Raw genomic sequence first — 24,191 nt, 5'->3', positions numbered from 1 at the left:
CGTCGCGGCGGAGCGGTGGCACTCCGACAAGCACTCCAGCACCACAACGACGAAGGGACTTGCGATGCCCAGGCAGCAGAGCGTCGCCGGCACCAACCTCACCCCAGAGGTCCTGGCCCGCGCCCTGCAGCGCCTGGTAGACGAGGACACCAGCCCGGCCACCCCCTCCACCGAGCTCGCCGTGCGCCAGCCCACCACCGTGCTGCACAAGGAGACGCCCCGGCGGTCGGCGATCAGCGATCACCACGATCACATCCGAGCCGAGAACGCCGCCCGCCGTGCCCCCTACCTGGCGACCTCCGCCACGGCCGCCGCCGGCTACCTCGGCTGGGGGCTGACCGAGCTCGTCGGCCTCGCCGCCGGCCCCGGCGCCGAGCTGGCCACGACCACCGGCATCGGTCTCACCTCCCTCGGAGCGATCGCCGGTGCCCGCGCCCTGCTCCACAACCGCATCCCGGCCTTCTGGCGCCGGCAGTCCTGGGCCGCAGGCGCAGGCACCGCGGCCTGGATCACCGCCGCCTCTGCCGTCGGCCCCGCCAACTGGACGATGACGGCGCTGCTCGCCGGAGGCGCTGCCGCGACCTGGGCCAGCTGGATGAAGCAGCACAGCATCCCCGACGTCGACCCCAACGCTCCCCAGCTGCCCGAGGCGAGCGACGAGACCACCAGCGGTGACTACGGCGACACGCTGGCCCAGCGCTGGTCCGAGAGCGTCAGCCGCCGCGGCAAGGCACTGCCCGGATCCATGCTCACCGACCGCGTCGACCTCAGCCGCGCCATCCGCTGGACCGTGCGCACCCCGGCCGGTGACGCCTCTTTCGACGACGTGTTCAGCCGCCGCCCCCGCATCGCTGGCGCACTCGGCGTCTCGGCGAAGAACTTGATCATCGAACCGCACGAGGATAACGAGGGCTGGGCCTACCTGACCGTCATCGTGCGCGACTTGCTCTCCGGCGGCATCCCCTACCTCGGCCCGCGCTATGACAACGGCGTCATCCCCCTCGGCCCGTTCGCAGACGGCGAGGGCGACATGCAGTTCTACGCCGTCGAGGACATCGGCGTGCGCAACGGCCTGGTCACCGGTGAGCCAGGATCGGGAAAGTCAGCCTGCCTCGAGGCGATCGGGCTCGGTATCAAGCAGAGCGGTGTCTGGCACCTGCTGTTTGGCGACGGCGACCCCGACGGTGGGTCCAGCCCCGTACTCAACGACATCAGCGACTGGGCCGAGGCCGGGCCCCGCCAGGTGCTCGCCCAGCTCGAAGCCATCGAGGCCGCCCTGGAGATCCGCAGCCTGCTCAAGTCCACCCTCACCGAGGGCCCCGACGGCCCGGTCCGGATCACCGACCCCTCGCAGCAAAGCCCCCTGCGCAAGCTGCTGCCCAGCACCACCATCCCTGGCCTGATGTGGATCATCGACGAGTTGCAGCGGCTCAGCAGCGACGACTGGCTCAAAGCGCAGGACTTCATCCCGCGCCTCGAACGTGTCGTGCGGATCGGCCGCAAGTACGGCGTCGCCGTGGTCGTCGGGACCCAGTCCCTGCTCGCCGGCGACTACGGCAACAGCACCGTGCTGCGTGGCTACCTGATGGCCCGCAACCTGTTCGCCTTCCGCAACATGAACCGCAGCGAGAACGCGGTGGTCGGCGGGATGGCCGTCACCCCAGGGTCTCTGCCTCCTGGAGGTGGCTACTGCTTCGCCATCGCCGGTGGCCGCCTGTCGATGGGCCGCGTCGCCTGGGCTCCCGACCTGGGGGAGTGGGCCACAGCTCTCCCGTCATGCGCGCTCGACGAGGACACCGCCCTGGCCATGCGCGACTTCCAGCCCGCGATCGAGCAGAGCCCGAGCGCCCGCTTTGCTGCGCAGGTCGAGAAGCTCCATGCCTGGCGGCGCCGCAAGGAGTCCGGCGAGCCCGGCGACGCCCCTCACACCACCGAAAGCGACGCTGCTGAGGCCGCTCTGCCGGCGTTCATGCAAGGACTGCAGATCCCGTCCGCGCTCAGCGCGCAGAACGTCGTCGCGTTGCACCCACGTCCGACCAGCTCTCCGGCTCACGACGGCGCCCAGACCGCCCCGGACATCGAAGGACTCCCCACCAGCCAGCAGGAGGTTCTACACGCGCTCCAGGCCGGGCATCACCGCACCGGCGAGATCGTCGCCGCGACCGATCTCAAGGCCCCCGCCGTATCCAAGGCGCTCGGCGCGCTCGCCGACATGGGGCTCGCCCGCAAGATCGCCCACGGACAGTGGGAACCAGCCGAGGCCGAAAGCCAGACCGGATGAACGGCAACTCCACTAGCTAACAAGTACCGTACCCGGTACTGTACTTGCTATAAGAGATCGTCTGTACATGAGGCGGCCCGAGCGCTCACCTTCCACAGATCCCGCCCGGGCCGCTCCGACCTCATCGATCGGAGAACGAAGTGTCCCAGCCGACCACCCGCAGCGCCGGGAGCGCCACGGCCTCGCCGCAGCATCCCGGCCCCTCCTGCGTCCCTCAGGACCTCGACCTCGACCACCTGCTGGCACTCCTCAGCGAGCCTCCGCCCGTCGAACTGGACTGGAGTGAGCTCGGACTGTGCGCTCAGACCGACCCCGAGGCCTTCTTTCCCGAGAAGGGCGGCTCCACCCGGGAGGCCAAGCGCATCTGCTCCGGCTGCGAGGTCCGAGCCGAGTGCCTGGAGTACGCGCTGGCCAACGACGAGCGCTTCGGTATCTGGGGTGGCCTGTCCGAGCGGGAGCGGCGGCACCTCCGTCGCGAGCGGCAGACGGAGGGAACCCGATGACCATCCAGCCCACCCGCGGCGGATTCGGCCTTGACGAGGTGCGCACCCAGATCACCGGGCGCATCTACCAGCTCAAGCTCGCCCCCGTACTCGCCATGCGTGCGCTGCCGGTCTACGTCGAGATGACCTATCGCCGCAGCCAGCCCTTCGAGCTGGAGGTGAGTTTCCGAACCTGCGGCGAGACCGCCAGCGTCACTTGGTGCATCGGCCGTGAGCTGCTCTCCGCCGGCCTCACCACGGCCTCGTCCGAGGTGGACGACACCGATCAGCGCCTCGCCCGCGACGTCCAGATCGGCACCCATGCTCTTCCCGGGGGCGACTGGACCCTCATCACCCTCAGCTCGCCCAGCGGAACAGCCGAGATCGGCCTCCCCACCTACGAGCTCATCGACTTCATCGACCGCACCGAGGACGTCGTGATCCCCGGCGCGGAAGGACCACTCGTCGCCGAGGCCGACCTCGCCGCACTGTTCGACGACCAAGGTCCGCTCTGGTGAGCACACCGGCCGAGCGCGGGGTCATGACCGAGCGATGGGGTTGGCAGCCGACTGCATGGCTGCAAGACGGTCTCCCGACCTGGCGCTGGCGGGCAGCCCCCGCTGGACTCATGACCCGCCGCCAGATGCGCGCCGCCGACCTCGCCCCGTGCGGAGCCGATCCTGTCGCGCAGGTCGTGTGCCGCCGCGGCCGCCGATGGGCACTGCTGTGGGACGTCGCCGACCTCGGCCCCAAACGGATCCCGTCGACGGCGCAGCTCGCCGCCCTGGACCGCGCGCTCGCAGCTCGCCGCCGCTGCCCGACCTGCAGCCGCGACGTCGGCTACTGCATCCCACGCTCGCTCGGCAGCTGCCTCGACTGCCACGCCCCGCTCACCGCCGCCGTACACGCCGCGGCCTGAACTGCACAGGAGATCCTCGCCATGAGCCCTCACACGGGCCATCGTGCCCTCCCTCCGCGCCGCCACCCAGCCTGTCCCGGCCGGGCCCACTACCGCCTCGCCGCACACGCCGCCGAGGCTGCCGCACGCCTCGGCGGAACCCCCACACCTTGCAACCAGTGCGGTGGCCACCACCTGACGCGAACCACCTGACCAGCACCCGCCCGCCTCACCAGGAGCGAACCGATGATCAGCCCCACGACCACCCCGCCCACAACCGGCCCAGATCACCTGGCCAGCGCCCGGCTGGCCGGGATCGAGATCGCCTCGATCACCGCCCCTTCCGACCTCGCCGCGTTGCACCGCAACCTGCTCCACCGCGGATCCGCGGCCGAGGGCGACGACCAAGACCGCCACATCGACGCGGCCCTCACCGTATACATGACGCACTCGTCCTGGACCTACCGAACGCGCCACCCACAGGCCCTCCACACCGCCCACCAGGTCCTCCACGCTCTGGCCGACTACCTCACCGCGACCGGACGCGCCGAATCGATGCAGGCGCAACAACGCGCCCGCGGGTGGAGCGACCAGATGCAGATGCTCGAACGCGAGCCGATCCACCGCTCGACCTCGTTCAGGCGATCCGGCTCCCCCCCCCGGCCCGACCCGGGCATGAGCATCCACATCATCGTCAGCAACGCCGGGTCGGGGCTACCGGACATGGCGCCTGAACGCCTTGTCGGCGGCTTGATGCTTATCGTCGGCATCTGGATGGCATACGAGGTTCTCGACTCTGCCCTGCATTGGGAAATGGAGCAGTTCGCGATTGCCCAGTCTCGCCGCGGCGCTGCGCTACAGAACACAGACTGTCGGAGGAACGTGGTAGATCCCACCGAGCTGCGCAGCTAATACGTCGTCGGCGCCCGGCACCGGACAGGAGCTACCCGCAAATGATGAATCGATCCGCACAGAGCGACCTGCCCACAACTCAGCTGATACCGCGCGAGAACACACCTGCGACTGCGCACGTCGAGATGTTGGCGCAGATACTCGACCCGATCGCGTTCGAACCGCTCCCGCAGAGCCCCACCCTCGGCCAGGTGTGGGACCAGATCTGTCGGCAGGGCACAGCGCGCAAGCACGCCGAACGTGCACTGCACGCCGGATACCGGCCCACCGAGGACCAGGGGTGACCATCGTGGACGCCGTCGAGGCCGACGAGCGGCTCACCGCACTGGTCAGCGCACACCGCGCCGAGCAAGCGGCTTACCGAAGCGCCCTCGCTGCCGAGAACCCCGCCCAGGCAGCCGCTTACACGGCTCTTCGATCTTGACCGGGCAACCTGAGGGGGACTGTAAGAACATCGGTGTAACTCCGATCAAGGAGTGTGGACCCGATGACAGACCTGGCAGACGAGCCGGTGGTTGACCTCGACGCGGTAACCGACGGCCCGGCCGAGGGTGCAGGCCCAGCCGGGCTGGACCCTGTCGATGAGCAGCTGATCGCCCAGCTCGCCGGCCGGGCACGGGCGAACGGGCTGGAGCTGACCGGGGAGAATGGTCTGCTCGCGCAGCTGACCAAGCGGGTCCTGGAATCCGCTCTGGAAGGTGAGATCACCGATCACCTCGGCTACGAGTCCCACGACCCGGCCGGCCGTGACGGCGGGAACTCTCGCAACGGTCACCGGTCGAAGACCGTGCTGACCGAGGCCGGGCCGGTCGAGCTCGATGTGCCCCGGGACCGGGACGGCTCGTTCACCCCGAAGATCGTCGCCAAGCGGCAGCGCCGCATGTCCGGGGTCGACGAGCTCGTGCTGTCGCTGTCGGCGAAGGGCCTGACCACCGGGGAGGTCCAGGCTCACCTGGCCGAGGTCTACGGCGCCCAGGTGTCCCGGCAGACGATCTCGACGATCACCGACAAGGTCATCGAGGCGATGGTCGAGTGGCAGAACCGGCCACTCGACCCGGTCTACCCGGTGATCTTCATCGACGCGATCCACGTCAAGATCCGCGACGGGAAGGTCGCGAACCGGCCCATCTATGTCGCGCTCGCGGTGACCTGTGAGGGCCGCCGGGAGATCCTCGGGCTCTGGGCCGGGGACCCCAGCAGCGGGAGCAATGCTTGAAACCTGTGGATGACCGGAGGGGTCGTACCCTCCCGGTGATCTTGAGGCTCTCAAGCAAGACCGGCGGGCCAACGCCGGTCGGAAGGGTACGACCCGTGCTCACCGTAGTTCCTGGAGCTGCCGACGCTGATGAACCCAGCCGGGACGGCGGCTCGTTGATCGACGAACTCGTCCGCGAGGGCGCTCGCCGGATGCTCGCTGAAGCCCTGCAGGCCGAGGTCGATGACTACATCGCCCGCTTCACCGACCAGCGCGATGAGCGCGGCCGACGGCTGGTGGTGCGCAACGGCGCCCACCAGCCCCGCGAGGTCCTCACCAGCGCCGGCGCGGTCGAAGTGGTCGTGCCGCGGGTCAACGACCGCCGCACCGACCCCGACACCGGGGAACGGGCGCGGTTCTCCTCGGCGGTCCTGCCGCCCTGGTGCCGCAAGACCCCGAAGATCACCGAAGTCCTGCCGTTGCTCTACCTGCACGGCCTGTCCTCCGGGGACTTCGTGCCCGCGCTCGGTCAGTTCCTCGGCTCGACCGCCGGGCTGTCCGGACCGGTGATCACCAAGCTGACCGAGACCTGGAAGGCCGAGCAACGCACCTTCGCCGCCCGCGACCTGTCGAGCGTGGACTACGTCTACCTGTGGGCCGACGGCATCCACGTCAACATCAGGTTGGAGGAGCACAAGCTGTGCCTGCTCGTGCTCATCGGCGTCCGCGCCGACGGCCGCAAGGAACTCGTCGCCCTCGCCGACGGCTACCGGGAATCGACCGAGTCCTGGGCGGACCTGCTCCGCGACTGCGCCCGTCGCGGCATGCGGGCCCCGGTCCTCGCGGTCGGTGACGGCGCGCTCGGGTTCTGGGGCGCGCTGCGCGAGGTGTTCCCCACCACCCGGGAACAGCGCTGCTGGTTCCACAAGATCGCCAACGTGCTCGGCGCGCTCCCGAAGTCCGCCCATCCCGGCGCGAAGAAGGCGCTGGCCGAGATCTGGAACGCCGAAGACCGCCGCCACGCCCTCGACGCCGTCGCCGCGTTCGACGCCGCCTACGGGGCGAAGTTCCCCAAGGCCGTCGCGAAGATCACCAACGACGTCGAGGAGCTGCTCGCGGTCTACGACTTCCCCGCCGAGCACTGGATTCACCTGCGCACGACCAATCCGATCGAGTCGACCTTCGCCACGGTCCGACACCGAACGAAGATCACCCGAGGGCCGGGCTCCCGAGCGGCCGGGCTGGCGATGGCGTTCAAGCTCATCGAGGCCGCTCAGGACCGCTGGCGCTGCGTCAACGGCCCGCACCTGGTCGCGCTCGTCCGGGCCGGCGCCGCGTTCGTCAACGGCAAGCTCGTTGAGCGACCCGACGACCACCACCAACCAGAAGCCGCTTAAAGATCTTCATCCACAGGTCTTGACGATTGCTCCAGCAGCGGCGGCGAGGGCGCGAAGTACTGGCTGCACGTACTCACCGAGATCCGTAACCGCGGCGTCGGTGACGTGCTCATGGTTGTCTGTGACGGCCTGGCGGGGCTGCCGGATGCGATCGGCGCGGTCTGGCCCGCCACTATCACCCAGACCTGCGTGGTGCACCTGCTGCGCAACAGCTTCCGCTACGCCGGCCGCCAGCACTACGACGCGATCGCCAAGGCCCTGCGACCGGTCTACACCGCACCCACCGAGGCTGCGGCGACCGAGCGGTTCCTGGAGTTCTGCGAGGCCTGGGGTGAGCGGTATCCGGCGATCGTGCGGCTCTGGGAGAACGCCTGGGCCGAGTTCGTGCCGTTCCTGGGGTTCGACGTCGAGATCCGCAAGATCATCTGCACGACGAACGCGATCGAGAGCGTGAACGCCCGGATCCGGCGGGCGGTCAAGGCCCGCGGGCACTTCCCGAACGAGGCCGCCGCGCTCAAGTGCGTCTACATGGCGATCATGAGTCTCGACCCCACCGGCACCGGGCAGCACCGGTGGTCGATCCGCTGGAAGCCCGCCCTGAACGCCTTCGACATCGCCTTCGACGGACGCCTGTCCGCCGGACGCACGTAACCCGACCAACCTCAGTTACACCGGAAACTTGACAGTCCCACCTGAGGTTGGACCCGTGCGGCGCGCCTGAACGAAGGCGGCCCGCAGCTCCTTGATCCTCGCTGTGTCTTGGAGCAGCGAAGGGAGAGCCGCGGGCCGTGGTTGACCGTAGCGATGATGCGTCGTGCTTGTTGGGACTCGAGGGTCTGGCGGTGGAGCGTGTCGTGCGCACCGTGCTCGGGGTCAAGATCGTGCAGCTGGTCACCGACGACCCGGACGCGGCCCGGTGCCCGTCGTGCGCGACGGTGTCGACGTCGGGCAAGGACTGGGTCCTGACCCGGCCGCGGGACCTGCCGTGCGGGGGCGAGTTCGCGGTGGTGCAGTGGCGCAAGCGGCGCTGGCGCTGCCGCACCGTCGGGTGTCCGCGGGGGTCGTTCACCGAGCAGGTCGCCCAGGTGCCGGCCGGGATGCGCACGACGACCCGGCTGCGCACGGCGCTCGCGGTGGCGGTCGAGGACGGCCGGGATCAGTCCGAGGTCGCCGCGGCGCACGGGGTGTCGTGGCCGACGGTGCAGCGCGCGGTGGTCGCCCTGGGCGCGATCGAACTCGTCGAGCCGGAGCCCACGACGGTGCTGGGGATGGACGAGACCCGGTTCGGGCGCCCACGATGGCTGCCCGAGGGCCACCATGACGACGGCCGGGTCCGGTGGCGGCGCACCGATCCGTGGGAGACCGGCTTCGTCGACATCACCGGCGATCAGTCCCTGTTGGGGCAGGTCGACGGCCGGACCAGCGCCGCAGTCCAGGCCTGGCTCGCCGCCCGCACGCCGGAGTTCCGGGCCGCCGTGGAGGTGGTGGTGATCGACCCACACGCCGGCTACGCCGCCGCCGTCCGCCAGGCGCTGCCCGACGCCGCGATCGCGGTGGACCACTTCCACCTGATCATGCTCGCGAACAAGGCCGTCACCGCGGTGCGCCAGCGCGTCACCCGGGACCTGCTGGGTCGACGCGGGCGCAAGATCGACCCGGCGTGGGCCAACCGCAGGTTGCTGCTGCGCGGCCGTGAGCGGCTCTCGCAAGCGGCGTTGGCACGGATGTGGAACGGCTGCGTCGATCACGACCCGTCGGGACAGATCCTCTCGGCGTGGATCGCGAAGGAGGAACTGCGCGCGCTGTGCGCAGTCGCCGCTCGCGGCGGGCACCGCCACGACATCCGCGACCGCCTCTGGCGGTTCTACCGGTGGTGCGCCGACGCCGACATCGCCGAGCTGACCACGCTGGCCGAGACGATCGAGACCTGGTGGCCGGCCATCGAGGTGTTCCTCACGACCGGCCTCACCAACGCCCGCACCGAGGGCACGAACCGGTTGATCAAGCAGGTCAAACGCGCCGCCTGCGGCTTCCGGAACCGGGACAATTACCGGCGCCGAGTACGGTTGCACTGCACCCGGCACACCCGCCGATTGTCAGCGAGGAAACCGACGGTGCCCGCCTAAGATCGAAGAGCCGCTTACACACAACGACTCGGGCAGATCGCTCAAGCCGTGCGGACAACCGGACGCGCCGACCTCGCCACCGCACTCGCCGAGGAGACAAACGCCGGCGCGGTGCTGCTGACGCTGCTCACCGCAGCCGACGAGGTCTCACGAGACCAACTTCCCGCAGCCCTGACCCGTTTCCAGGCCAGCAACGACGCCGTCGACACCCGCCTGAACGGCTCCACGAAAGGAGAGCGCGCCAATGTCTTCGAGCGACACTCCCACCCGCACGCCAGCTGAGGGCGACGACCGTGGCAAGAACAACGACGGCGGCAACGAGGACACCGCCGCCGCCAGAGTGCGCTACACCTTGAGCGAGGGCCGGACGCCACGCCGGGCGGACGTCCGCGGGCTACTCGCCGAGCACGACCAGCTCCATGACGACCTGGCCCTCACCGAGGCGACCTCCACACAGCGGGCCGGGCAGCTCACCGAACGCACCGCCGACCGGGACCGCCTCGCCGAACGGCTGGCGCAGCTGACCAGGAACCTCCCGCCCTGCCCAGCTACGACACCGGTCTACGGCTCCGACTGCACCGCCGGGCTCGCCGGGCACACCGGACTCCACCGCACTATCGGCGGTTGGACCTGGGCCTGACGGCTGACGGTCTCGCCGTCCCGACCACCGGTAACGTCCCATGACGCGATACGACGAAGGCTCGTCCCCGGATACCGGGGACGAGCCTCGTCAATACAAAGCCCCGGTCGCGTGACCGCCGAGGGGTCAGAGGCTTCCGGGGCTCTTCACAGACCATGCTACACGACTCGGCACAACCCGACACCAGGATTGCAGCAGCGAGAGGCGATGATGAGCGAACCTGACCGCTGGATCGAGGACTGGCTGTCAAGACCCCGGTTCGCCGTCTACCTCGCCGACGCCGACGGCGACCCCACGCTCGCCCTCGCCCGCTACGGGGTGCCGTTAAGGAGCATGTCGCCAGGGGCGAAGTAGCTCGGGGAGAGGCGTCGCATCTGCTTGTCGCGGGCGCGGAAGTGCAGCGGGCTGGCGCAGGCGGCTACAGCGACACGTACTCGCGGAGCTTGCCGCGCACGTGCGGGCGCTGGTCGCCGAGGCTGATGCCTAGGGTCGGGAGTTGGCGGGCGATCTGCAGGTCGGTCAGGGGCGGGCCGACGGGCACGTCGGCGTATCCGCGGTCGTCGTCGTCCCACGCTGAGAGGTCGCCGGTGACGGCGCGGACGCGGGCCACGACACCGTCGACGACGTAGACCATCGCCTTGAGCCGCGCCCGGCGGGCGGGCGCGATGGGAAACCACTTGCGGTCGGCCTCGAGCTGGGCTTTCTCGCCGGCGCCGGTTTCGCCGTAGCGCCGATTGGTGTGGTCGATCTTCGAGCGGCCGTTGCGGTAGATGATCAGCGCACAGTCGCCGCCGTCTCCGTAAGCGTGCAGGGCCCGGTAGAGGGTGCTGCGCCCGACCCGGAAGGTGTCGGCGATCTGGTCGACGGTGTGCCGGCCGGAGTCGTACATCTGCTGGGCGGTGTCGAGCTGGCGCTGCGACAGCGCCGCGGGCCGCCCGCCGACGCGGCCGCGGGCCCGGGCGGCGGCCAGCCCGTCCATCGTGCCTTCGACGATCATCTCCCGGTCGTACTCGGCCAGCGCGGCCAGGAAGTGGAACACCAGCCGCCCGCCCGGGGTGGCGGTGTCGATGCCCTGCTCGAGCACCACGAAGTCGACCTCCTTGTCTCCGAAACCGCGGACGAGGTCGAGCAGGTGCTGCTGGGAGCGCCCGATCCGCTTGAGCCGGGTGACCACCACCTGGTCGCCGGGTACCAGCCGGTCGAGCATTGTGTCGAGCTTGGGGCGGGAGGCGAGCTTGCCGGAGACCTTCTCGATGAACACGTTCTCCGGCGCGACCCCGGCCGCGGCGAGCGCGTCGATCTGATGGTCGGTGCTCTGCTCGCGGGTGGAGACCCGCGCGTACCCGTACCTCGTCACGGCGAGAGTCTCCTTAACCCCGTGCGGAGCGGTTCCGGGATGATGATTCCGGTACCGGGATCAGAGACTCATCGTAGCTGGGCCTTCAGCCGCGGCTACATGGGTGCCGGAAACGATCGTTTACTGGATCCATCGAACCGTCTTCGCTTGCCGCTCGAAGCGGTCCGCGAGTTGAGCTTTGGCCGGTCGGCCGCGTCCTACTGCCCGACGGTCTTCTCGACTCGCCGGAGTCGGAGCGCCACTGCGAGGGTCGCATGCAGCTGAGCTCGGGCAAGGTGCGCTGTGACGTCGCTCTGGTGGCTGGGACTGCCCGAGCCGAGCCGGACTGCCTGGGCTTCGTGCCAGGCTGGGTCGGACCAGTTGTCCGTCGGGTCGGTTCCGGTAAGGCGTCCCGCCGGCAGCTGTGCTGCCTGCTCTACGTCCTGTCGGGTGATCAGCCCGTCCGGGCCGGTACCAGGGACGGTGGTGAGGTCAAGTCCCGAGCTGTGGGCCAGGTTCCGCACGGCGGGAGACTGCACTGCCGGCCGGGCAGACGGAGGCGCAAGCTCGTCCTCCGGCGGCGATATCGCGGAGCCTGGCAGGCTTTCGGAACCGGCGGCCGGTCGACGGCGGCGTCGCGAGGGCGCCGTTCCCTGGACGCCATAGCCGATCAAAACGGGACCTGAGTGCCCGGATGCCTGAGAGCCTGGGGTGTCCGTCTCGGTTCCCGGCAGGTCGGCGTCGTCGGTGAAGGAGACCATCGGCGCGCCGACTGCGATCGTGTCGCCCTCGCGGCTGTGTAGCTCGCTGACGACGCCGCCGTATGGCGAGGGCACCTCGACGGTCGCCTTCGCTGTCTCGACCTCAGCCAGCGGCGTGTCGACGGCGACGTTGTCGCCTGCGCTGACCAGCCATCGGACCAGCTCCGCTTCGGTGAGCCCCTCACCCAGATCGGGCAGGGCGAAGACATTGGTGCTCATGCCGCGGTCGATCCCTCGGGGCGGTTCCACTGCAAGGAGTCCACGGCGTCCAGGATCCGGTCGGGATCGGGCTGGAAACGCTGCTCCAGCTTCGGCGGCGGGTAGGGGATGTCGAATCCGGTGACCCGTCGGATCGGAGCCTCGAGCTGGTGGAAGCAACGCTCGGTGACCCGGGCGACGATCTCCGAGGCGACTGAGGCGAATCCCGGTGCCTCGGCGACGACGACCGCGCGCCCAGTCTGACGCACCTCGGCGCAGACGGTCTGGTCGTCGAACGGCACGATCGATCGCAGGTCCACGACACCGACGTCACGGCCCTCGGTGGCAGCTATGTGATCGCCGAGCCCTGCATCGACGTCACCGACAAGTCCTGCATCGAGGAGTGCCCGGTCGACTGCATCTACGAAGGGGGCCGGATGCGCTACATCCATCCCGACGAGTGCGTGGACTGCGGCGCCTGCGAGCCCGTCTGTCCGGTCGAGGCGATCTACTACGAGGAGGACCTCCCGCACTCGTTCGCGGCCTACGGCACCGCGAACGCCGAGTTCTTCGCCGGGGTCGGCTCGCCCGGTGGCGCGGCGAAGACCGGCCCGATCGACCGAGACGCGCCGCTCGTCCGCGGGCTGCCCGGTCGCTCCACCGACTGACGCCTACCACACCGAGTACCCGCTGACGGCTCGGCGATTGCTCGACGTGATCGCGACCATTGGATCGGGAAAGTCCGCATGACATCGCGGTGTCGCCAGGGAGGATTCCACCCGTGAACGTGACTGTGCTCGGATGCCGGGCGGCCATGCCCGCCGACGGGCAGGCCAGCTCGGCCTACCTCGTCTCGACCGACTCGACCCAGATCCTGCTCGACTGCGGGCCGGGTGCGGTGACCGCGCTCACCGCGTCGACCACGCCCGCCGCGCTTGACGGGATCGTGATCAGCCATCTGCACACCGACCACTGCTACGACGTGCTCCCGCTCGGCAAGGCGGTGCTGATGACGCGGCACCTCGATGCCGAGTCGTTTCCGACCCTGCCCGTGACCAGCACGCCGCCCGACCGACCCATTCCGCTCTACGTGCCCGTCGGTGGTCGGGAGGCGCTCGGCAGGCTCGCCGGCGTCTTCCCGATCCCCACCCGGCCTGAGCTCGACCTGGCGTTCCACGGCGCGCTGGAGATCCGGGAGTACGAACCGGGCGACGACCTCGTGATCGGCGACTGCCGGGTGCAGCTGCGTCCCTTGCAGCACACCATGTCCAACTGCGGGATGCGCGTGACCGGCCCCGACGGCTCGAGCATGGTCTACAGCGGGGACACCTGCGACGTGGAGCGGCTCACCGAGCTCGCCCGCGGGACCGACCTGCTGCTCTGCGAGTCGACCCTGGAGCTGCCGGATGACGTCTCCGACGGTCACATGAGTGCCACCCGCGCGGGTCGGGTCGCTAGGGACGCAGGCGTGGGGGAGCTCGTCCTCACGCACTTCGTCACCGCGGACCCCGACTGGCTCAAGGCCCGCGGCGCCGAGGCGTCCGAGTCCTTCACCGGGCCGGTGCACCTGGCGGCTCCGGGGCGTGTGTTCCCGGTCTGACCGGCAGTACCGACCGAACGGGGGACGGTGGGGTCTCGGGCCACCACCGTCCCCCGTCCTCATGCGTCGAGGCGGACACCCGTGTCGGGGTCGAACCGGTGCAGGTCCCCGGCCTGCACGAGGACGTGCACGTGGTCGCCCACCGCGCGCGGCGTGGCGATGGGCTCGGTGAACGACCACCGGCCGTTGCGTGCTCCGCGGCAGTGGACGAGGCGCTCGTGCCCGGCGAACTCGACGATGTCGACGGTCCCGTCCAGGACTAGACCCCCGGTCGACGTCCCCGAGCCGCCGCTGTGGACCACGCCGTCCGCCGGACGCCATCCCCACCGCGTCCCCTCGTGCTCGAGCACGTTCATCGCCGGACTACCGACGAAGGTCGCGACGAACTCGTCGGCCGGGCGGCGGTAGACCTCGTCGGGGGCGGCGGCCTGCACGACCCTCCCGCCTCGCATGACGATCAGGTGCGTGGCGATCGAGAGCGCCTCGGACTGGTCGTGGGTGACCATCACGACGGTCGCGCCGAGCTCGCGGTGCAGTCGGGCGAGCTCCGCGCGCGCCTGGGCACGGAGCTGGGCGTCGAGGCTGGAGAGCGGTTCGTCGAGCAGCAGGACCCGGCGCCTGCGCACGATCGCCCTGGCCAGCGCGACCCGCTGGCGTTGCCCACCGGACAGCTGGGCGGGCTTGCGGCCGAGGAACTCCGACAGGCCGAGCTGCCCGGCGACGTCGCCGACGCGGCGGTCGATCTCGGCCCGGCCGGGTCCCGCGCCGCGCGAGTGCCGCGCCTCCAGCCGCATGCCGAACCCGATGTTCGCCGCGACCGTCAGGTGGGGGTAGAGCGCGTAGTCCTGAAAGACCATTGACAGCCCGCGGGCCCCCGGAGCGGCGTCGGTGACGTCGACGCCGCCGACGTGCACGCGCCCCTCGGTGGGGGCCAGCAGCCCGGCGACGATCGAGAGCATCGTCGACTTCCCACAGCCGGACGGTCCGACGATCACCGACAGCGAGCCGTCGGGGACGGCCAGGTGCTCGACGTCGAGGGCGAGCGCGCCGGTCGAGGGGATCGTCCCGTAGCGGTGCCGGATCCCCCGCAGCTCGATGCCCGCGGCCCCCGCCGTGGGCAGGTCCGTCAGCTCCTTCTCCAGGGTCACGTCAACGCCTTCCGGCTTGGAGGAACGCAGCGGTGATCCGCCGCGAGAAGATCGCGTACACCGCCAGCACGGGGGCACACGCCAGGACGGAGGCGGCCAGCAGCGGGCCGGGGTTGCCGCCTTCCTGGTTGTTGAACAGCGCGAGCCCCTGCTGGATCGTCGTGTTCGTGGGGCTGGGGGCGATCAGCGCGGGCCAGAGGTACTCGTTCCAGGTCGTGACGAACACGAGGATGCCGACGGCACCGAGGCCGGGGCGGAGCTGGGGGAGCACGAGGTGCCAGAGCGTCTCGGCGGGCCGCGCGCCGTCGATCGCCGCGGCTCCGAGCAGGTTCTTCGGGATCGACCGGGTGTGCTCCCACATGAGGAGCACCGCCAGCCCGCACGAGGCAAGCTGGGGCACGATCAGCCCGACGTAGGAATCGCGCCACCCCAGACCCGTCGCGATCAGGAACTGGGGGATGACCATGGCCTGCAGGGGCACCACCAGCGAGACGGTGACCGCGCCCAGCACCCAGCGCAGGCTGCGAGCGCCCAGGCTGAGCATGGCGTAGGCGGCGAGCACCGCGACCAGCAGCTGCAACGCGGTCACACCCAGGGCCGTCACGAACGAGTTGAGCAGCAGCCGCCCGATCGGGAAGAGGGTCACCGCGTCGACGTAGTTCGCCACCGACACCGGGGACGGCCCGATCTCGAAGATCGCGTTCTGCGGCCGGAACGAGGTCAGCAGGGCCCAGACCAGCGGGAAGGACACGGCCAGCCCGGTGACGAGCAATGTGGTGTGCCAACGCAGCTCACGCACGGGAGCGCCTCCGGTTCCACAGGGCCGCGGCGCCGAAGAGCAGGGCCAGGGCGAGCGTGATCGCGACCGCGAGGGCGGACGCGGACCCGGCGTCGAAGAAGTCGAAGCCCTCGGTGTAGAGCCGGTAGTAGATGTTGTCGGTGGCGCCGTCGGGGCCGCCGCGGGTGAGCGCCGCGACGTTGGTGAAGACCCACTGACCGGCCACGATCACACAGAGCGCGGACAGCAGCGCTATCGTGCGCAGCAGCTGGGGGAGCACGATGAACCGCGTGGTCTCCCACTCGGTGGCACCGTCGATGCGGGCGGCGTCGATGGCCCGGCGGTCGACCCCCGCGAGCGCGGCCGAGAACAGCAGCATGTTCAGCGCCACGATCTTGCCCGCCGTGACCAGCACGATCACCGGCAGTGCGGTGCGCGGGTCGCCGAGCCAGTTCGGCGCGGGCAGGCCGACACCGCTCAGCACCGTGTTGACCAGGCCCTGCTGGGGGCTGAGCAGGAACTGCCACGAGATCGCCGTGGCGACCGGGGCCAGCACCACCGGGGAGAACAGCAGGGCCCGGTAGCCGTCGGCGGCCCGGCCGGGCCTGCGCCACAGCAGGATCGCCAGCGTCATCGGGATCACCGTGGCGAACGGCAGCATCCCCAGCACGTAGTACCCGGTGCGGACCAGCGCGTTCGTCGTCTCCGGCCTGCCGAACACCGCGACGAAGTTGTCGACGCCGACGAACTCGGGGTTCGGCGAGATCAGGTTCCAGTCGAGGAGGGACAGCACGCCCGTCCAGAGCAGCGGGCCGTAGACCCACACCCCGAGCGCCAGGACGAGCGGGACCAGATAGAGCCACGGGCGGCCCCGCGGGCCGGGTTGCGCTGCCCGGGCCCGCGGGGCCGCCCTGTCGAGGGTGGACGTCACCGCGTCGACAGGGAGCGGATCTTGTCGGCCGCCGCCTTCAGCGTGGTGGTGGGGTCGGCGCCGCGGAGCACGATCGGCTCCACCGCCTCGTCCTGCAGGACGACGACGGCGCGGTTGGCCTGGCCACCGGGGAAGACCTGGTAGGGCGCGACGGTGTCGAGCTGGGACAGGGCGGGGAGCAGCCGCGGGTTCTGCGCGAAGTAGTCCTTCAGGTAGGCGGGGTCGTTCGCCAGCGCCGGACGCAGCGGCAGGTAGCCGATCTTCTTGGCGTAAGTGGTGTAGGCATGGGGGGTCGTCATGAACTTCACGAACTTCCAGGCCGCCTGCTGCCGGGCCTTGTCGTCGCCCAGCACGGCGAGACCGGCGCCGGAGTACGTGGGCTTGGCGGTCTTGCCGTCGATCGTCGGGAACGCGGCGGTGCGCAGCTCGAACTTGCCGGTGGAGGCCTTCTCGAATGAGGCCAGCGCGCCGGTGCTGGCCAGCAGCATGCCGAGCCGTCCGGAGCCGAACAGCGTGATGGCGTCGGCGGTGGAGATGGCGGGCTGGGCCCCCGACGTCGTAAGGGCCTGGACCTGGGTCAGCGCGTTCACGGCCTCGGGCCCGTCGACGGTCACCTGGCCGTCCGGGCTCACCAGGGAGCCGCCTGCGGTGTTGATCAGCGACTGGGTCAGGTAGTCGGACTTGCCGACGTCCGCCGCCGCGATGTAGGTGCCCGCGGCACCGCTGCGCGCGATGGCCTGGGCCGCGGCGCCGATCTCAGCCATCGAGGTGGGCGGGGTGTCCGGGTTCAGGCCCGCGGCGCGGAACAGGTCCGCGTTGTAGTAGAGGGTGGGGACGGACATGGTGAACGGCATGGCCTTGACCACGCCCTCGTTCGCCACGGCCTCGAGAAGGTTCGGCGCGATCGGGGTGGGGCCGCCGACGTGGTCGGCCCACTCCGCGCCCGCGAGCTCCTGCACCGGAGCGATCGGCAGGTCGGCGTAGGCCTCGGCCATCTTGCTCCAGCCGATCTGCGCGACGTCCGGCGGGCTGCCCGCCGCGGTGTCCGCCTTGAGCTTGGTGAGGACGTCCGCGACCGCCACCGGCTGCGTCTTCACGGTGATGCCGGGGTTCTGGGCCTGGAACTCGTCGATCAGCGCCTGCATGGCCTGCCCGCCGAGGTCGGGGGTGCCGACGCTGTAGCCCAGGAACGTCAGCTCCACCGGCGTGGTGGGCGAGGCCGTGCCTGCGTCGGTGGAACTGCCACCGCAGGCGGCGACGGTCGCCAGCCCGAGTGCGGCGAGGAGCGCTCCGGCACTCCGTGCGATCCGGTTCATGGTCCATCCTCTGTTCGGGGAGGCGGGAGTCCGCCCGGCGTCATCCTTCGATCACCGGGCACCGGTGACCAGGAACGACGAGCCTCTTCCGATCGGCCCATCGACATCGCCACTCATGCCGCCACCCATGCCGCCGCTCACGCGGCCGCGAGCTCCGCGGCGACGGCGGCGCCGAGCGCGCCGACCTGCCCGGCGAGGTAGAAGTGCCCGCCCGGATAGGTCGTCAGGGTGAACCGGCCGTCCGTCTGTGCCCGCCAGGCCCGTGCCTCGTCGACCCGGACCTTGGGGTCACGGTCCCCGACGTGCACGTGCAGCGGGATGGTCAGCGGCGGCTCACCGCCCGACCAGCGGTAGGACTCCGCGGCGCGGTAGTCGGCGCGCAGGGCGGGCAGCACCATCCGGCGGATCTCGGCGGACTCGAGCAACGCCCGGTCGGTCCCGCCCAGCTCGGCGATCTCGGCGAGGAGGGCGTCGTCCCCACGCAGGTGCACGCGGTCGGTCCGCATGCACGACGGCGCGGTGCGACCGCTGACGAACAGCGCTGTCGGAGCCCGCCCCTCGCGGCGGAGCCGGTGGGTGACCTCGAAGGCCACCGAGGCGCCCATGCTGTGGCCGAACAGCGCGAAAGGCCGATCGGCGACCCCGAGCACGGCCTCGAGCGCGGCGTCGGCGAGCGCGTCTCCGGGGCGGAAGTGTGGTGCGATCGCCAGTGATCGTCACCCACCCCGTTCGGGCCGACGGCGCGCCAGAGCCATGGGCTCTCGGCCGATAGTTTCGACAGTGGAATCGGTGAGCTCAGGCTCCGACAGCGCGTACGGCGGCGGCGGGCCTGCGCCCCGGCTGGCCGAACGGAGCGCTCGCCTTCAGGCAGCGGACGAACTCCTCGACCAGCGGGTTGTCCACGTCGTACCGCCACACGGCGTACAGCTCAAGCGCCGGTACCGGATCGACGAGCGCCACGGTGACGGGCCGGATGCCGACGGCCGAGGCGCAGACGGCCGCCGCCCGGGACGCAGAGCAGAACCCGACCACGTTCCGCATCGACACCACGATCGACGTCGCGACCGGGTCCTCGACCTGGTCGACGACGTCGAGCGTGAAGCCCGCGGCGCCGGCGGTGTGGGTGATCAGGTCGTACATCGCGGGGCTGCGTTCGCGGCGGAAGAGCAGACACTGTTGGCCCTGCAGCTCGGCGAAGCTCACCTGGCCGAGCGACGCCCACGGGTGGCGGTCACCGACGAGGGCGACCAGCGGGGTGCGCAGCAGGCGCTGGTGTCCCCAGTCCCCGTCGGGCGGGGGTCCGTACACCATCGCGACGTCGATGTCCCCCGCCTGCAGGGCGCGCAGCTGAGGCCCGGTCCACATCTCCCGGGGGGCCACCACCACATCCGGCAGCTCGCTACGCAACCGGGCGAGCACGCGTGGCAGGACACCTTGCGCCGCAGGGAGATTGCATCCGACTCGCACCGTGCCCGCGCGGCCCTCCGCCGCATGGCGGGTGGTCTCCTTGGCCCGGTCCACTCGGCTGAGCACGGCCTGGGCCTCGACCACGAAGGCTTCGCCCGCGGGAGTCAGGTGCACCTCGTGCGACGATCGGGCGACGAGCTGGGTGCCGAGGCTCTGTTCGAGCCTCTGAATCTGCTGACTCAGTGACGGTTGGGCCATGTGCAGACGTTGGGCGGCACGGCCGAAATGAAGCTCCTCGGCCAATGTGAGGAAGGAGTGCAAATGTCGCAGTTCCATGGAAGGGGTCTCCTCGCCTAGAGGATCCGACCGTAAGCGAGGAGGTGCAACGGTGTGTGAACGTTGACGGAACTCGACCCGGGGTGGCGGCCGATCGACCCTGTGACCTCTCTCGCACCTCCCTCAGTGAACTCAACCCTGAGGCACCGGAAACACCAGGAACGAGGCTCCTCCGTGAGCCACCAGCCTGCCGTCCGCGGTCATGACCCGGGCGTCGGCGGTCGCCGTTCTGCTGCCGCAGTGCACCACGTGGGCCTCGCAGCACACCTCGGGATCGTCGACCCGGAGCTTGCCGACCAGGGCGATCGAGAGTCCGGCCGCCGTGTACGTCGTTCGGGGCGGGAGCGCCGCATGGACCGCGCTGGCCATCGCCGCCTCCATCAGGGTCGCCAGGACGCCGCCCGCGACGGAGTAGTGGGCATCGGCGGCGCGGGTCGACGGCTGCATCGTCCAGACCGCGCGGCCTGCCCCGATCGCCTCGAGGGTGATCCCGAGCGAATGGCCCACCCCGATTCCGGCCGTCAAGCCGTACTCGACGAGGGCGCGATACTGCTCGGCGCGTTCTGCCTCGTGGGCCCGTTCGTCGACATTGGTCATGGGCACTCCCCTTCCGAGTCCGGACGCTGCGAGACGGTACGCATCGCAGCAAAGCGACGACGGGCGCGAAAGGCAGGGCTGATCGCCCGATCGCGGACGAAGGTCGCGACCCAGGTGCCGGGCGTCGTGCGCGGCCAAGTTGCCGGCGAACGCCATGAGCGGCCCTCGACCGGGAGGCCGCCGAGTACGTGCCGTTGTGGGTGGACAAGGGATGATGGCGGACCTGAGTCCCCGATACCTCGACCGGCACCGGTCAGGGTGGCGGCACCGCGGCCCGGTAGAGCCAGGCGCCGTCGGGGTCCGGGTAGTCCTCGACCCGGTGGTAGACGGCCTGTCGGCTAGGGCGTGTCTCCTAAAGCGCGGAGCCAGGTGACGATCGCCTTCAGGACGGCGCCGCCGCGGAAGGTCAGCGCGAGCTTGTCGTAACGGGTGGCCAGCCCGCGCCACTGCTTGACGTGGCAGAACCCGCGTTCGACGACGTTGCGATTGCGGTAATCGGCGCGGTCGAACGCGGGCGGGCGGCCGCCGCGTGCCCCTCGCCGTTTGCGGTGTCCTTGCTGGTCGGCGGGCTCGGGAATGACGGCGACGATCCGCCGCTCGCGTAGATGGCGGCGGATCGCGCGCGAGGAGTAGGCCTTGTCAGCGCGCAGTCGTTCCGGCCGTGTTCGGGGACGTCCCGGGCCCGCTCGCGCGATGCTCAGATGCGCCATCAGGTGCGGGAACATCGGCGAGTCCCCGCCTTGGCCCGGTCCGAGCAGGACCACCAGCGGCCGGCCGTGACCATCGACGAGCTGGTGGATCTTCGTCGACAGCCCGCCGCGAGACCGACCCAAGGCGTGATCGCCGGGCTCGGCGAGCAGATTCGTGTAATTCGATCCTGCCCCCTGTGTCGCGGGCCAGGGTCGCGGCGTGTTGGTGGGCGCGGAGGATCGTGGAGTCCACACTGACCGCCCAGTCCACGATCCCGGCGGTGTCGGCGTCGGTCAGCAGAGCCGCGAGAACGTGGTCCCAGGTGCCATCGCCGGAGTAGCGGCGGTGCCGCTTCCACAACGTCTGCCACGGCCCGAACTCGGACGGGACATCCCGCCAGGCCAGGCCGCACCGGTATCGGTAGATGATGCCCTCGAGTACTCGACGGTTGTCTCGAAACGGGCGCCCGCGACGACCCTCCGACGAGGGCAGGAGCGGGGCCAGCCGGGCCCACTGAACGTCGGTCAGGACCGCAGTGCGCGACACCGCTACAGCATCGCGCACCCCGACCCACCTATTTCGGAGACACGCCCTAGTTCGGCCGTCCGACCAGTACAGGCTCGGCAGGGGAATCGACATGTACCCGTAGTGAGCGGTCACACCCTCGGCGGGTCCGTCGAGGAGGCGGACGTCGACTGCCATGATCGTTAGCGTCCTCCGGGTATGCCGCGGCGGCAATGGGCCGTCCGGACCAGCGGGCCGCTCCGGGGTTGTCTCCAGCGTCAGGTGGCGGGTCGTCGCGTCGGTGACCGGCTGCCCCGATGCGATCGGGTCGTCGGGCTCAATGTGGCGGCAGACCCACGTGTCGAGCTCGAAGAGCCTCTCGGCGATGTTCTCAGAACGCACGCCGAAGATGGGGCCCGCCGCACTCATCAGATCGGCGGCGAGCCGAGGGCTGTCGGAGTCGACGAGACGGGCGATGGCTGCGTCGTCCATGCCTTGAGCCAGTTCGTGACGGCTCGCTGCTGCGAGTACCTGTCGCGCATGATCAATGAGTTGGAGCGCGTCGCGCACAAGCGTTCCAGGTTCGTGGCGGCTGGGGTGACCGTTGGGCACCATGGCTCGGGCGAAATCTGAGGTTCGCCTCGCTGCCTCCGCGAGTTCGAGCTCCGCCACCACGAGAGCTCGAGCTGCCGGGGCCGCTGCATGCAGATGGACGATCAGGTTCTCGGGCACTGTTCGACGCTAGGGCAGATTCGAGGCTCCGAACGGGGTCAATGACGTCCTGTGGACAACTGCGAGGCGGGCACTGGCGTGCCTCGGACCGGCCTTCGGCCGGGCTGTTCTTCCAGGTGGGCCGCTTACTCCGCCCGGTCTCACGGGAAAGGGTGCTGCGCATCGGCTGCGCCGACGGCCTGCGGCCGCTCTTGCCCGCGAGCCTCGCCGGGCGGAGTCGGGCGGAGTCGGGCGACAGGGGCGGGCGCTTCGCACCGCGCCCCGCTACCGGCCCACCGGCTACTGCCAGCTTCTCGGGCCGGTTCCTTCCGGAGCAGAGGAGCCGTCGCCATGCCGTCCCCGACCCGCAACCACGAGGAGAACCCCAACGCCACTGACAACGACCGGCCGCAGTTCGGACGCGTCGGCACCGAGCCGCCGGTCGTCCAGCCCTGCCCGACCTGCGGCCACATTGCCGAGCAGGACCCGGAGCCGACCGTTTCCGTCGGCCCGCTGGTTCGGGACCTGATCCCGAGCAGCGACGCCGTGCGGACGGCGTTTCGCACGCTGGCTCTGCTGATGGAGGTGCTCGACGGTCGTCGTCCGTGGCGGCAGGTCGCGCATCTCGCGGTGCCGGAGGTCGGCCGCTATCTGCGGGCTGCCCCGGTGGATCCGCGGCTGGCTGCGGGTGCGGCGAAGGTGGTCAGCTTCCACCCGTCGCAGCCGCACCGGTGCCGGATCGAGACCGCGAGCTCACTGCAGGTAGGACACCTTCGACCCGTCCCGGTTCCGCCGGGTCGACGTACGCACGAACACGCCACCAGATCTTACACGGTCCGTAGCAGCTCAACGGCCCTATCTCGGGTTAAGTCGTGTTACTAGGGCTTTCGAACGACCGGACCAGGTCTCACCCCGCTGACCTGCACCAACGCCCGTGATCATGCACCAGATCACACGTTAGCTGCGGAACCCCGGCCGGACGGGAACCGTCCCGCCCGGATGAAGTACTTCAACAGCAACGCGAATCCCAGCCGCGTCGCACCGAACTTGTTGCGTAGCAACGCCGACTCGTCGGGCAACAGCGTGAAGTGCTCCACCAGCTCGTCGAGCTCCAGCACTCGCGCCATCCCGCGCCTCCCGCCCAGCGGCCTGAACAGCCGGAACGCAAGCTAGCGCTTGATCCACACCCGGCTACTTTGCCCCTGGTGACATGCTCCTTAACGGCACCCCGAGTCCCGTGCCAAGGTGGTGACCTGCAGGTGAGAGGCCTACAAGGAGGTTCGGGATGGCGGCACCGCTGGAGCTGTTTCCCCGTGCCAGAGTCAACCCCGAAGGGTTCGCCCAAGAGCAGGCCGAGCACTTCACCGGCCGCCGCCTGCGTATTGGCCGGTCCGGGATCGTGCACGAGGTGGCTTGGCGGCCGTGGCTCGGCGAGCTGATCCTGCCCGTGCCCGCCTGCCACCAGGGCTGGTCGGGATTCGCCGCCTCCGGGGACCTCATCGCCACCGACGACCCGGCCACCTGCCGAAAGTGCGCTCACCGAGCCGCACAGCTCCCGCTAGCGGCACCGGCCGCGCAGGCAGCGTTGTTCGAGCTGGAGCGCTGACTCGAGGAGCCTCGTACGACTCTCATAGGGCCGATGGGCCGGGGCGCCAGGACTGTGCCGCGGCCAGCGGGGCAGGAGGCGGCCCCGGTGCGCCCGTTCCGACATCGTGCGCGGATGCTGCGACGCTGGTTCCGATGGTCGCGGTGGCGGTTCTGGTTGTCGCCGTGGCCTGGGGGATCACCACGTTGGCGACAGCTCTCATGCGGCCGCGTTCCGAGGCCGACCGCGACCGCCGCGACCCGGTCCGCCGCTGATAGGGCTCGGAGCGGCTCGACCGCGCAAGCCGGGCCGCGCGCTCGATCCGTAACAGCGCTGTTCGAGCCGGAGCGGCTGACCGAAGC

Annotated in this window: 26 protein-coding genes and 4 pseudogenes; 18 read left to right on the top strand and 12 right to left on the bottom strand. The window is 70.3% G+C overall.

Annotation, left to right across the window (positions count from 1 at the left end):
• Positions 1–64 precede the first annotated feature (64 nt).
• The 14 genes and pseudogenes from DMP15_RS29495 (at position 65) to DMP15_RS29430 (ending at position 10,285) form a co-directional block, all read left to right on the top strand.
• Positions 65–2,281: a hypothetical protein gene (locus DMP15_RS29495; RefSeq protein ID WP_337826912.1), complete on the top strand. Its 2,217-nt coding sequence runs from the start codon at positions 65–67 to the stop codon at positions 2,279–2,281.
• 236 nt (positions 2,282–2,517) lie between these two features.
• Positions 2,518–2,784: a WhiB family transcriptional regulator gene (locus DMP15_RS29490; RefSeq protein WP_337827000.1), complete on the top strand. Its 267-nt coding sequence runs from the start codon at positions 2,518–2,520 to the stop codon at positions 2,782–2,784.
• The gene (locus DMP15_RS29485; RefSeq protein ID WP_337826911.1) at positions 2,781–3,281 is read left to right on the top strand and encodes an SsgA family sporulation/cell division regulator; all 501 of its coding nucleotides are present in this window, start codon (positions 2,781–2,783) and stop codon (positions 3,279–3,281) included. The genes DMP15_RS29490 and DMP15_RS29485 overlap by 4 nt, the downstream gene beginning before the upstream one ends.
• 23 nt (positions 3,282–3,304) lie before the next feature.
• Positions 3,305–3,682, top strand: coding sequence for an RRQRL motif-containing zinc-binding protein (locus DMP15_RS29480; RefSeq protein WP_337826999.1), 378 nt, complete (start codon positions 3,305–3,307; stop codon positions 3,680–3,682).
• 225 nt (positions 3,683–3,907) lie between these two features.
• Positions 3,908–4,573, top strand: a complete 666-nt coding sequence (locus DMP15_RS29475) for a hypothetical protein (RefSeq protein WP_337826910.1) — start codon at positions 3,908–3,910, stop codon at positions 4,571–4,573.
• Between the two features lie 125 nt (positions 4,574–4,698).
• A complete protein-coding gene (locus DMP15_RS29470; RefSeq protein ID WP_337826909.1) occupies positions 4,699–4,857 on the top strand; it encodes a hypothetical protein in 159 nt (52 codons plus the stop codon).
• The gene (locus DMP15_RS29465) at positions 4,854–4,997 is read left to right on the top strand and encodes a hypothetical protein (protein ID WP_337826908.1); all 144 of its coding nucleotides are present in this window, start codon (positions 4,854–4,856) and stop codon (positions 4,995–4,997) included. Before DMP15_RS29470 ends, DMP15_RS29465 begins: the two co-directional genes overlap by 4 nt.
• Positions 4,998–5,141: 144 nt before the next feature.
• Positions 5,142–5,780, top strand: a pseudogene (locus tag DMP15_RS29460) (IS256 family transposase); the annotation flags it as partial.
• 104 nt (positions 5,781–5,884) lie between these two features.
• Entirely contained in the window at positions 5,885–7,165 is a 1,281-nt protein-coding gene (locus DMP15_RS29455) for an IS256 family transposase (protein WP_337826907.1), read from the top strand.
• 30 nt (positions 7,166–7,195) lie between these two features.
• Positions 7,196–7,816 (top strand): annotated as a pseudogene (locus tag DMP15_RS29450) (IS256 family transposase); the annotation flags it as partial.
• 203 nt (positions 7,817–8,019) lie between these two features.
• Positions 8,020–9,291 (top strand): ISL3 family transposase, encoded by a 1,272-nt coding sequence (locus tag DMP15_RS29445; protein ID WP_337826906.1) that lies wholly within the window; start codon positions 8,020–8,022, stop codon positions 9,289–9,291.
• A 48-nt stretch (positions 9,292–9,339) separates the two neighbouring features.
• Positions 9,340–9,573, top strand: a complete 234-nt coding sequence (locus DMP15_RS29440; RefSeq protein ID WP_337826905.1) for a hypothetical protein — start codon at positions 9,340–9,342, stop codon at positions 9,571–9,573.
• Complete coding sequence (locus DMP15_RS29435; protein WP_337826904.1) at positions 9,536–9,931, top strand: hypothetical protein; 396 nt, start codon at positions 9,536–9,538, stop codon at positions 9,929–9,931. Before DMP15_RS29440 ends, DMP15_RS29435 begins: the two co-directional genes overlap by 38 nt.
• A 210-nt stretch (positions 9,932–10,141) precedes the next feature.
• On the top strand, positions 10,142–10,285 hold the full coding sequence (locus DMP15_RS29430) for a hypothetical protein (RefSeq protein WP_337826903.1): 144 nt from the start codon (positions 10,142–10,144) through the stop codon (positions 10,283–10,285).
• A gap of 64 nt (positions 10,286–10,349) precedes the next feature.
• On the opposite strand, the gene DMP15_RS29425 is transcribed toward DMP15_RS29430, so the two are convergent.
• From DMP15_RS29425 to DMP15_RS29415, 3 genes and pseudogenes are all read right to left on the bottom strand, one after another.
• Entirely contained in the window at positions 10,350–11,288 is a 939-nt protein-coding gene (locus DMP15_RS29425; protein ID WP_337826902.1) for a recombinase family protein, read from the bottom strand.
• Positions 11,289–11,485: 197 nt separating this feature from the next.
• The gene (locus DMP15_RS29420) at positions 11,486–12,247 is read right to left on the bottom strand and encodes a biotin/lipoyl-containing protein (protein WP_337826901.1); all 762 of its coding nucleotides are present in this window, start codon (positions 12,245–12,247) and stop codon (positions 11,486–11,488) included.
• Positions 12,244–12,576 (bottom strand): annotated as a pseudogene (locus DMP15_RS29415) (transketolase C-terminal domain-containing protein); the annotation flags it as partial. The gene DMP15_RS29420 and the pseudogene DMP15_RS29415, both read right to left, overlap by 4 nt.
• A gap of 3 nt (positions 12,577–12,579) precedes the next feature.
• Here DMP15_RS29415 and fdxA point away from each other — a divergent pair.
• Both fdxA and DMP15_RS29405 read left to right on the top strand, forming a co-directional pair.
• A complete protein-coding gene (gene fdxA, locus DMP15_RS29410) occupies positions 12,580–12,894 on the top strand; it encodes a ferredoxin (RefSeq protein ID WP_337826900.1) in 315 nt (104 codons plus the stop codon).
• Between the two features lie 113 nt (positions 12,895–13,007).
• Positions 13,008–13,826: an MBL fold metallo-hydrolase gene (locus DMP15_RS29405; protein WP_253066997.1), complete on the top strand. Its 819-nt coding sequence runs from the start codon at positions 13,008–13,010 to the stop codon at positions 13,824–13,826.
• Positions 13,827–13,885: 59 nt separating this feature from the next.
• Here the strand turns inward: DMP15_RS29405 and DMP15_RS29400 are convergent, their stop codons facing one another.
• From DMP15_RS29400 to DMP15_RS29365, 8 genes are all read right to left on the bottom strand, one after another.
• The gene (locus tag DMP15_RS29400) at positions 13,886–14,974 is read right to left on the bottom strand and encodes an ABC transporter ATP-binding protein (RefSeq protein ID WP_253066996.1); all 1,089 of its coding nucleotides are present in this window, start codon (positions 14,972–14,974) and stop codon (positions 13,886–13,888) included.
• Position 14,975: 1 nt separating this feature from the next.
• Positions 14,976–15,773, bottom strand: a complete 798-nt coding sequence (locus DMP15_RS29395; RefSeq protein ID WP_253066995.1) for a carbohydrate ABC transporter permease — start codon at positions 15,771–15,773, stop codon at positions 14,976–14,978.
• On the bottom strand, positions 15,766–16,683 hold the full coding sequence (locus DMP15_RS29390) for a carbohydrate ABC transporter permease (RefSeq protein WP_337826899.1): 918 nt from the start codon (positions 16,681–16,683) through the stop codon (positions 15,766–15,768). The genes DMP15_RS29395 and DMP15_RS29390 overlap by 8 nt, the downstream gene beginning before the upstream one ends.
• Positions 16,680–17,999 carry an ABC transporter substrate-binding protein gene (locus tag DMP15_RS29385; protein ID WP_337826898.1) on the bottom strand — a complete coding sequence of 440 codons (1,320 nt, stop codon included), beginning with the start codon at positions 17,997–17,999 and terminating at the stop codon, positions 16,680–16,682. Before DMP15_RS29385 ends, DMP15_RS29390 begins: the two co-directional genes overlap by 4 nt.
• A 137-nt stretch (positions 18,000–18,136) precedes the next feature.
• On the bottom strand, positions 18,137–18,703 hold the full coding sequence (locus DMP15_RS29380) for a thioesterase II family protein (protein WP_337826998.1): 567 nt from the start codon (positions 18,701–18,703) through the stop codon (positions 18,137–18,139).
• Between the two features lie 91 nt (positions 18,704–18,794).
• Positions 18,795–19,742 carry a LysR substrate-binding domain-containing protein gene (locus tag DMP15_RS29375; RefSeq protein ID WP_253066974.1) on the bottom strand — a complete coding sequence of 316 codons (948 nt, stop codon included), beginning with the start codon at positions 19,740–19,742 and terminating at the stop codon, positions 18,795–18,797.
• Between the two features lie 132 nt (positions 19,743–19,874).
• Positions 19,875–20,339, bottom strand: coding sequence for a PaaI family thioesterase (locus DMP15_RS29370; RefSeq protein WP_253066973.1), 465 nt, complete (start codon positions 20,337–20,339; stop codon positions 19,875–19,877).
• A gap of 338 nt (positions 20,340–20,677) precedes the next feature.
• Positions 20,678–21,593, bottom strand: a protein-coding gene (locus DMP15_RS29365) for an IS5 family transposase (protein ID WP_376772685.1) whose coding sequence is annotated in 2 segments (ribosomal slippage) — positions 20,678–21,182 and positions 21,181–21,593 — 918 coding nt in all. Because the reading frame shifts where the segments join, the coding sequence is not laid out codon by codon here.
• Between the two features lie 1,002 nt (positions 21,594–22,595).
• On the opposite strand from DMP15_RS29365, the gene DMP15_RS29360 reads away from it, so the two are divergent.
• Complete coding sequence (locus tag DMP15_RS29360) at positions 22,596–23,126, top strand: hypothetical protein (RefSeq protein ID WP_337826897.1); 531 nt, start codon at positions 22,596–22,598, stop codon at positions 23,124–23,126.
• Positions 23,127–23,215: 89 nt separating this feature from the next.
• On the opposite strand, the pseudogene DMP15_RS29355 reads toward DMP15_RS29360, so the two are convergent.
• A pseudogene (locus DMP15_RS29355) lies at positions 23,216–23,371 on the bottom strand (DUF4158 domain-containing protein); the annotation flags it as partial.
• Between the two features lie 158 nt (positions 23,372–23,529).
• Between DMP15_RS29355 and DMP15_RS29350 the strand changes: the two are divergent.
• Positions 23,530–23,850, top strand: a complete 321-nt coding sequence (locus tag DMP15_RS29350) for a hypothetical protein (RefSeq protein WP_337826895.1) — start codon at positions 23,530–23,532, stop codon at positions 23,848–23,850.
• Positions 23,851–24,191: the final 341 nt, after the last annotated feature.

Source organism: Pseudonocardia sp. UM4_GMWB1 (assembly GCF_017312155.1).
GTDB lineage: Bacteria > Actinomycetota > Actinomycetes > Mycobacteriales > Pseudonocardiaceae > Pseudonocardia > Pseudonocardia alni.
Note: the sequence above shows the minus strand (reverse complement) of the source record. Positions and strands in the feature narration are given on the sequence as shown.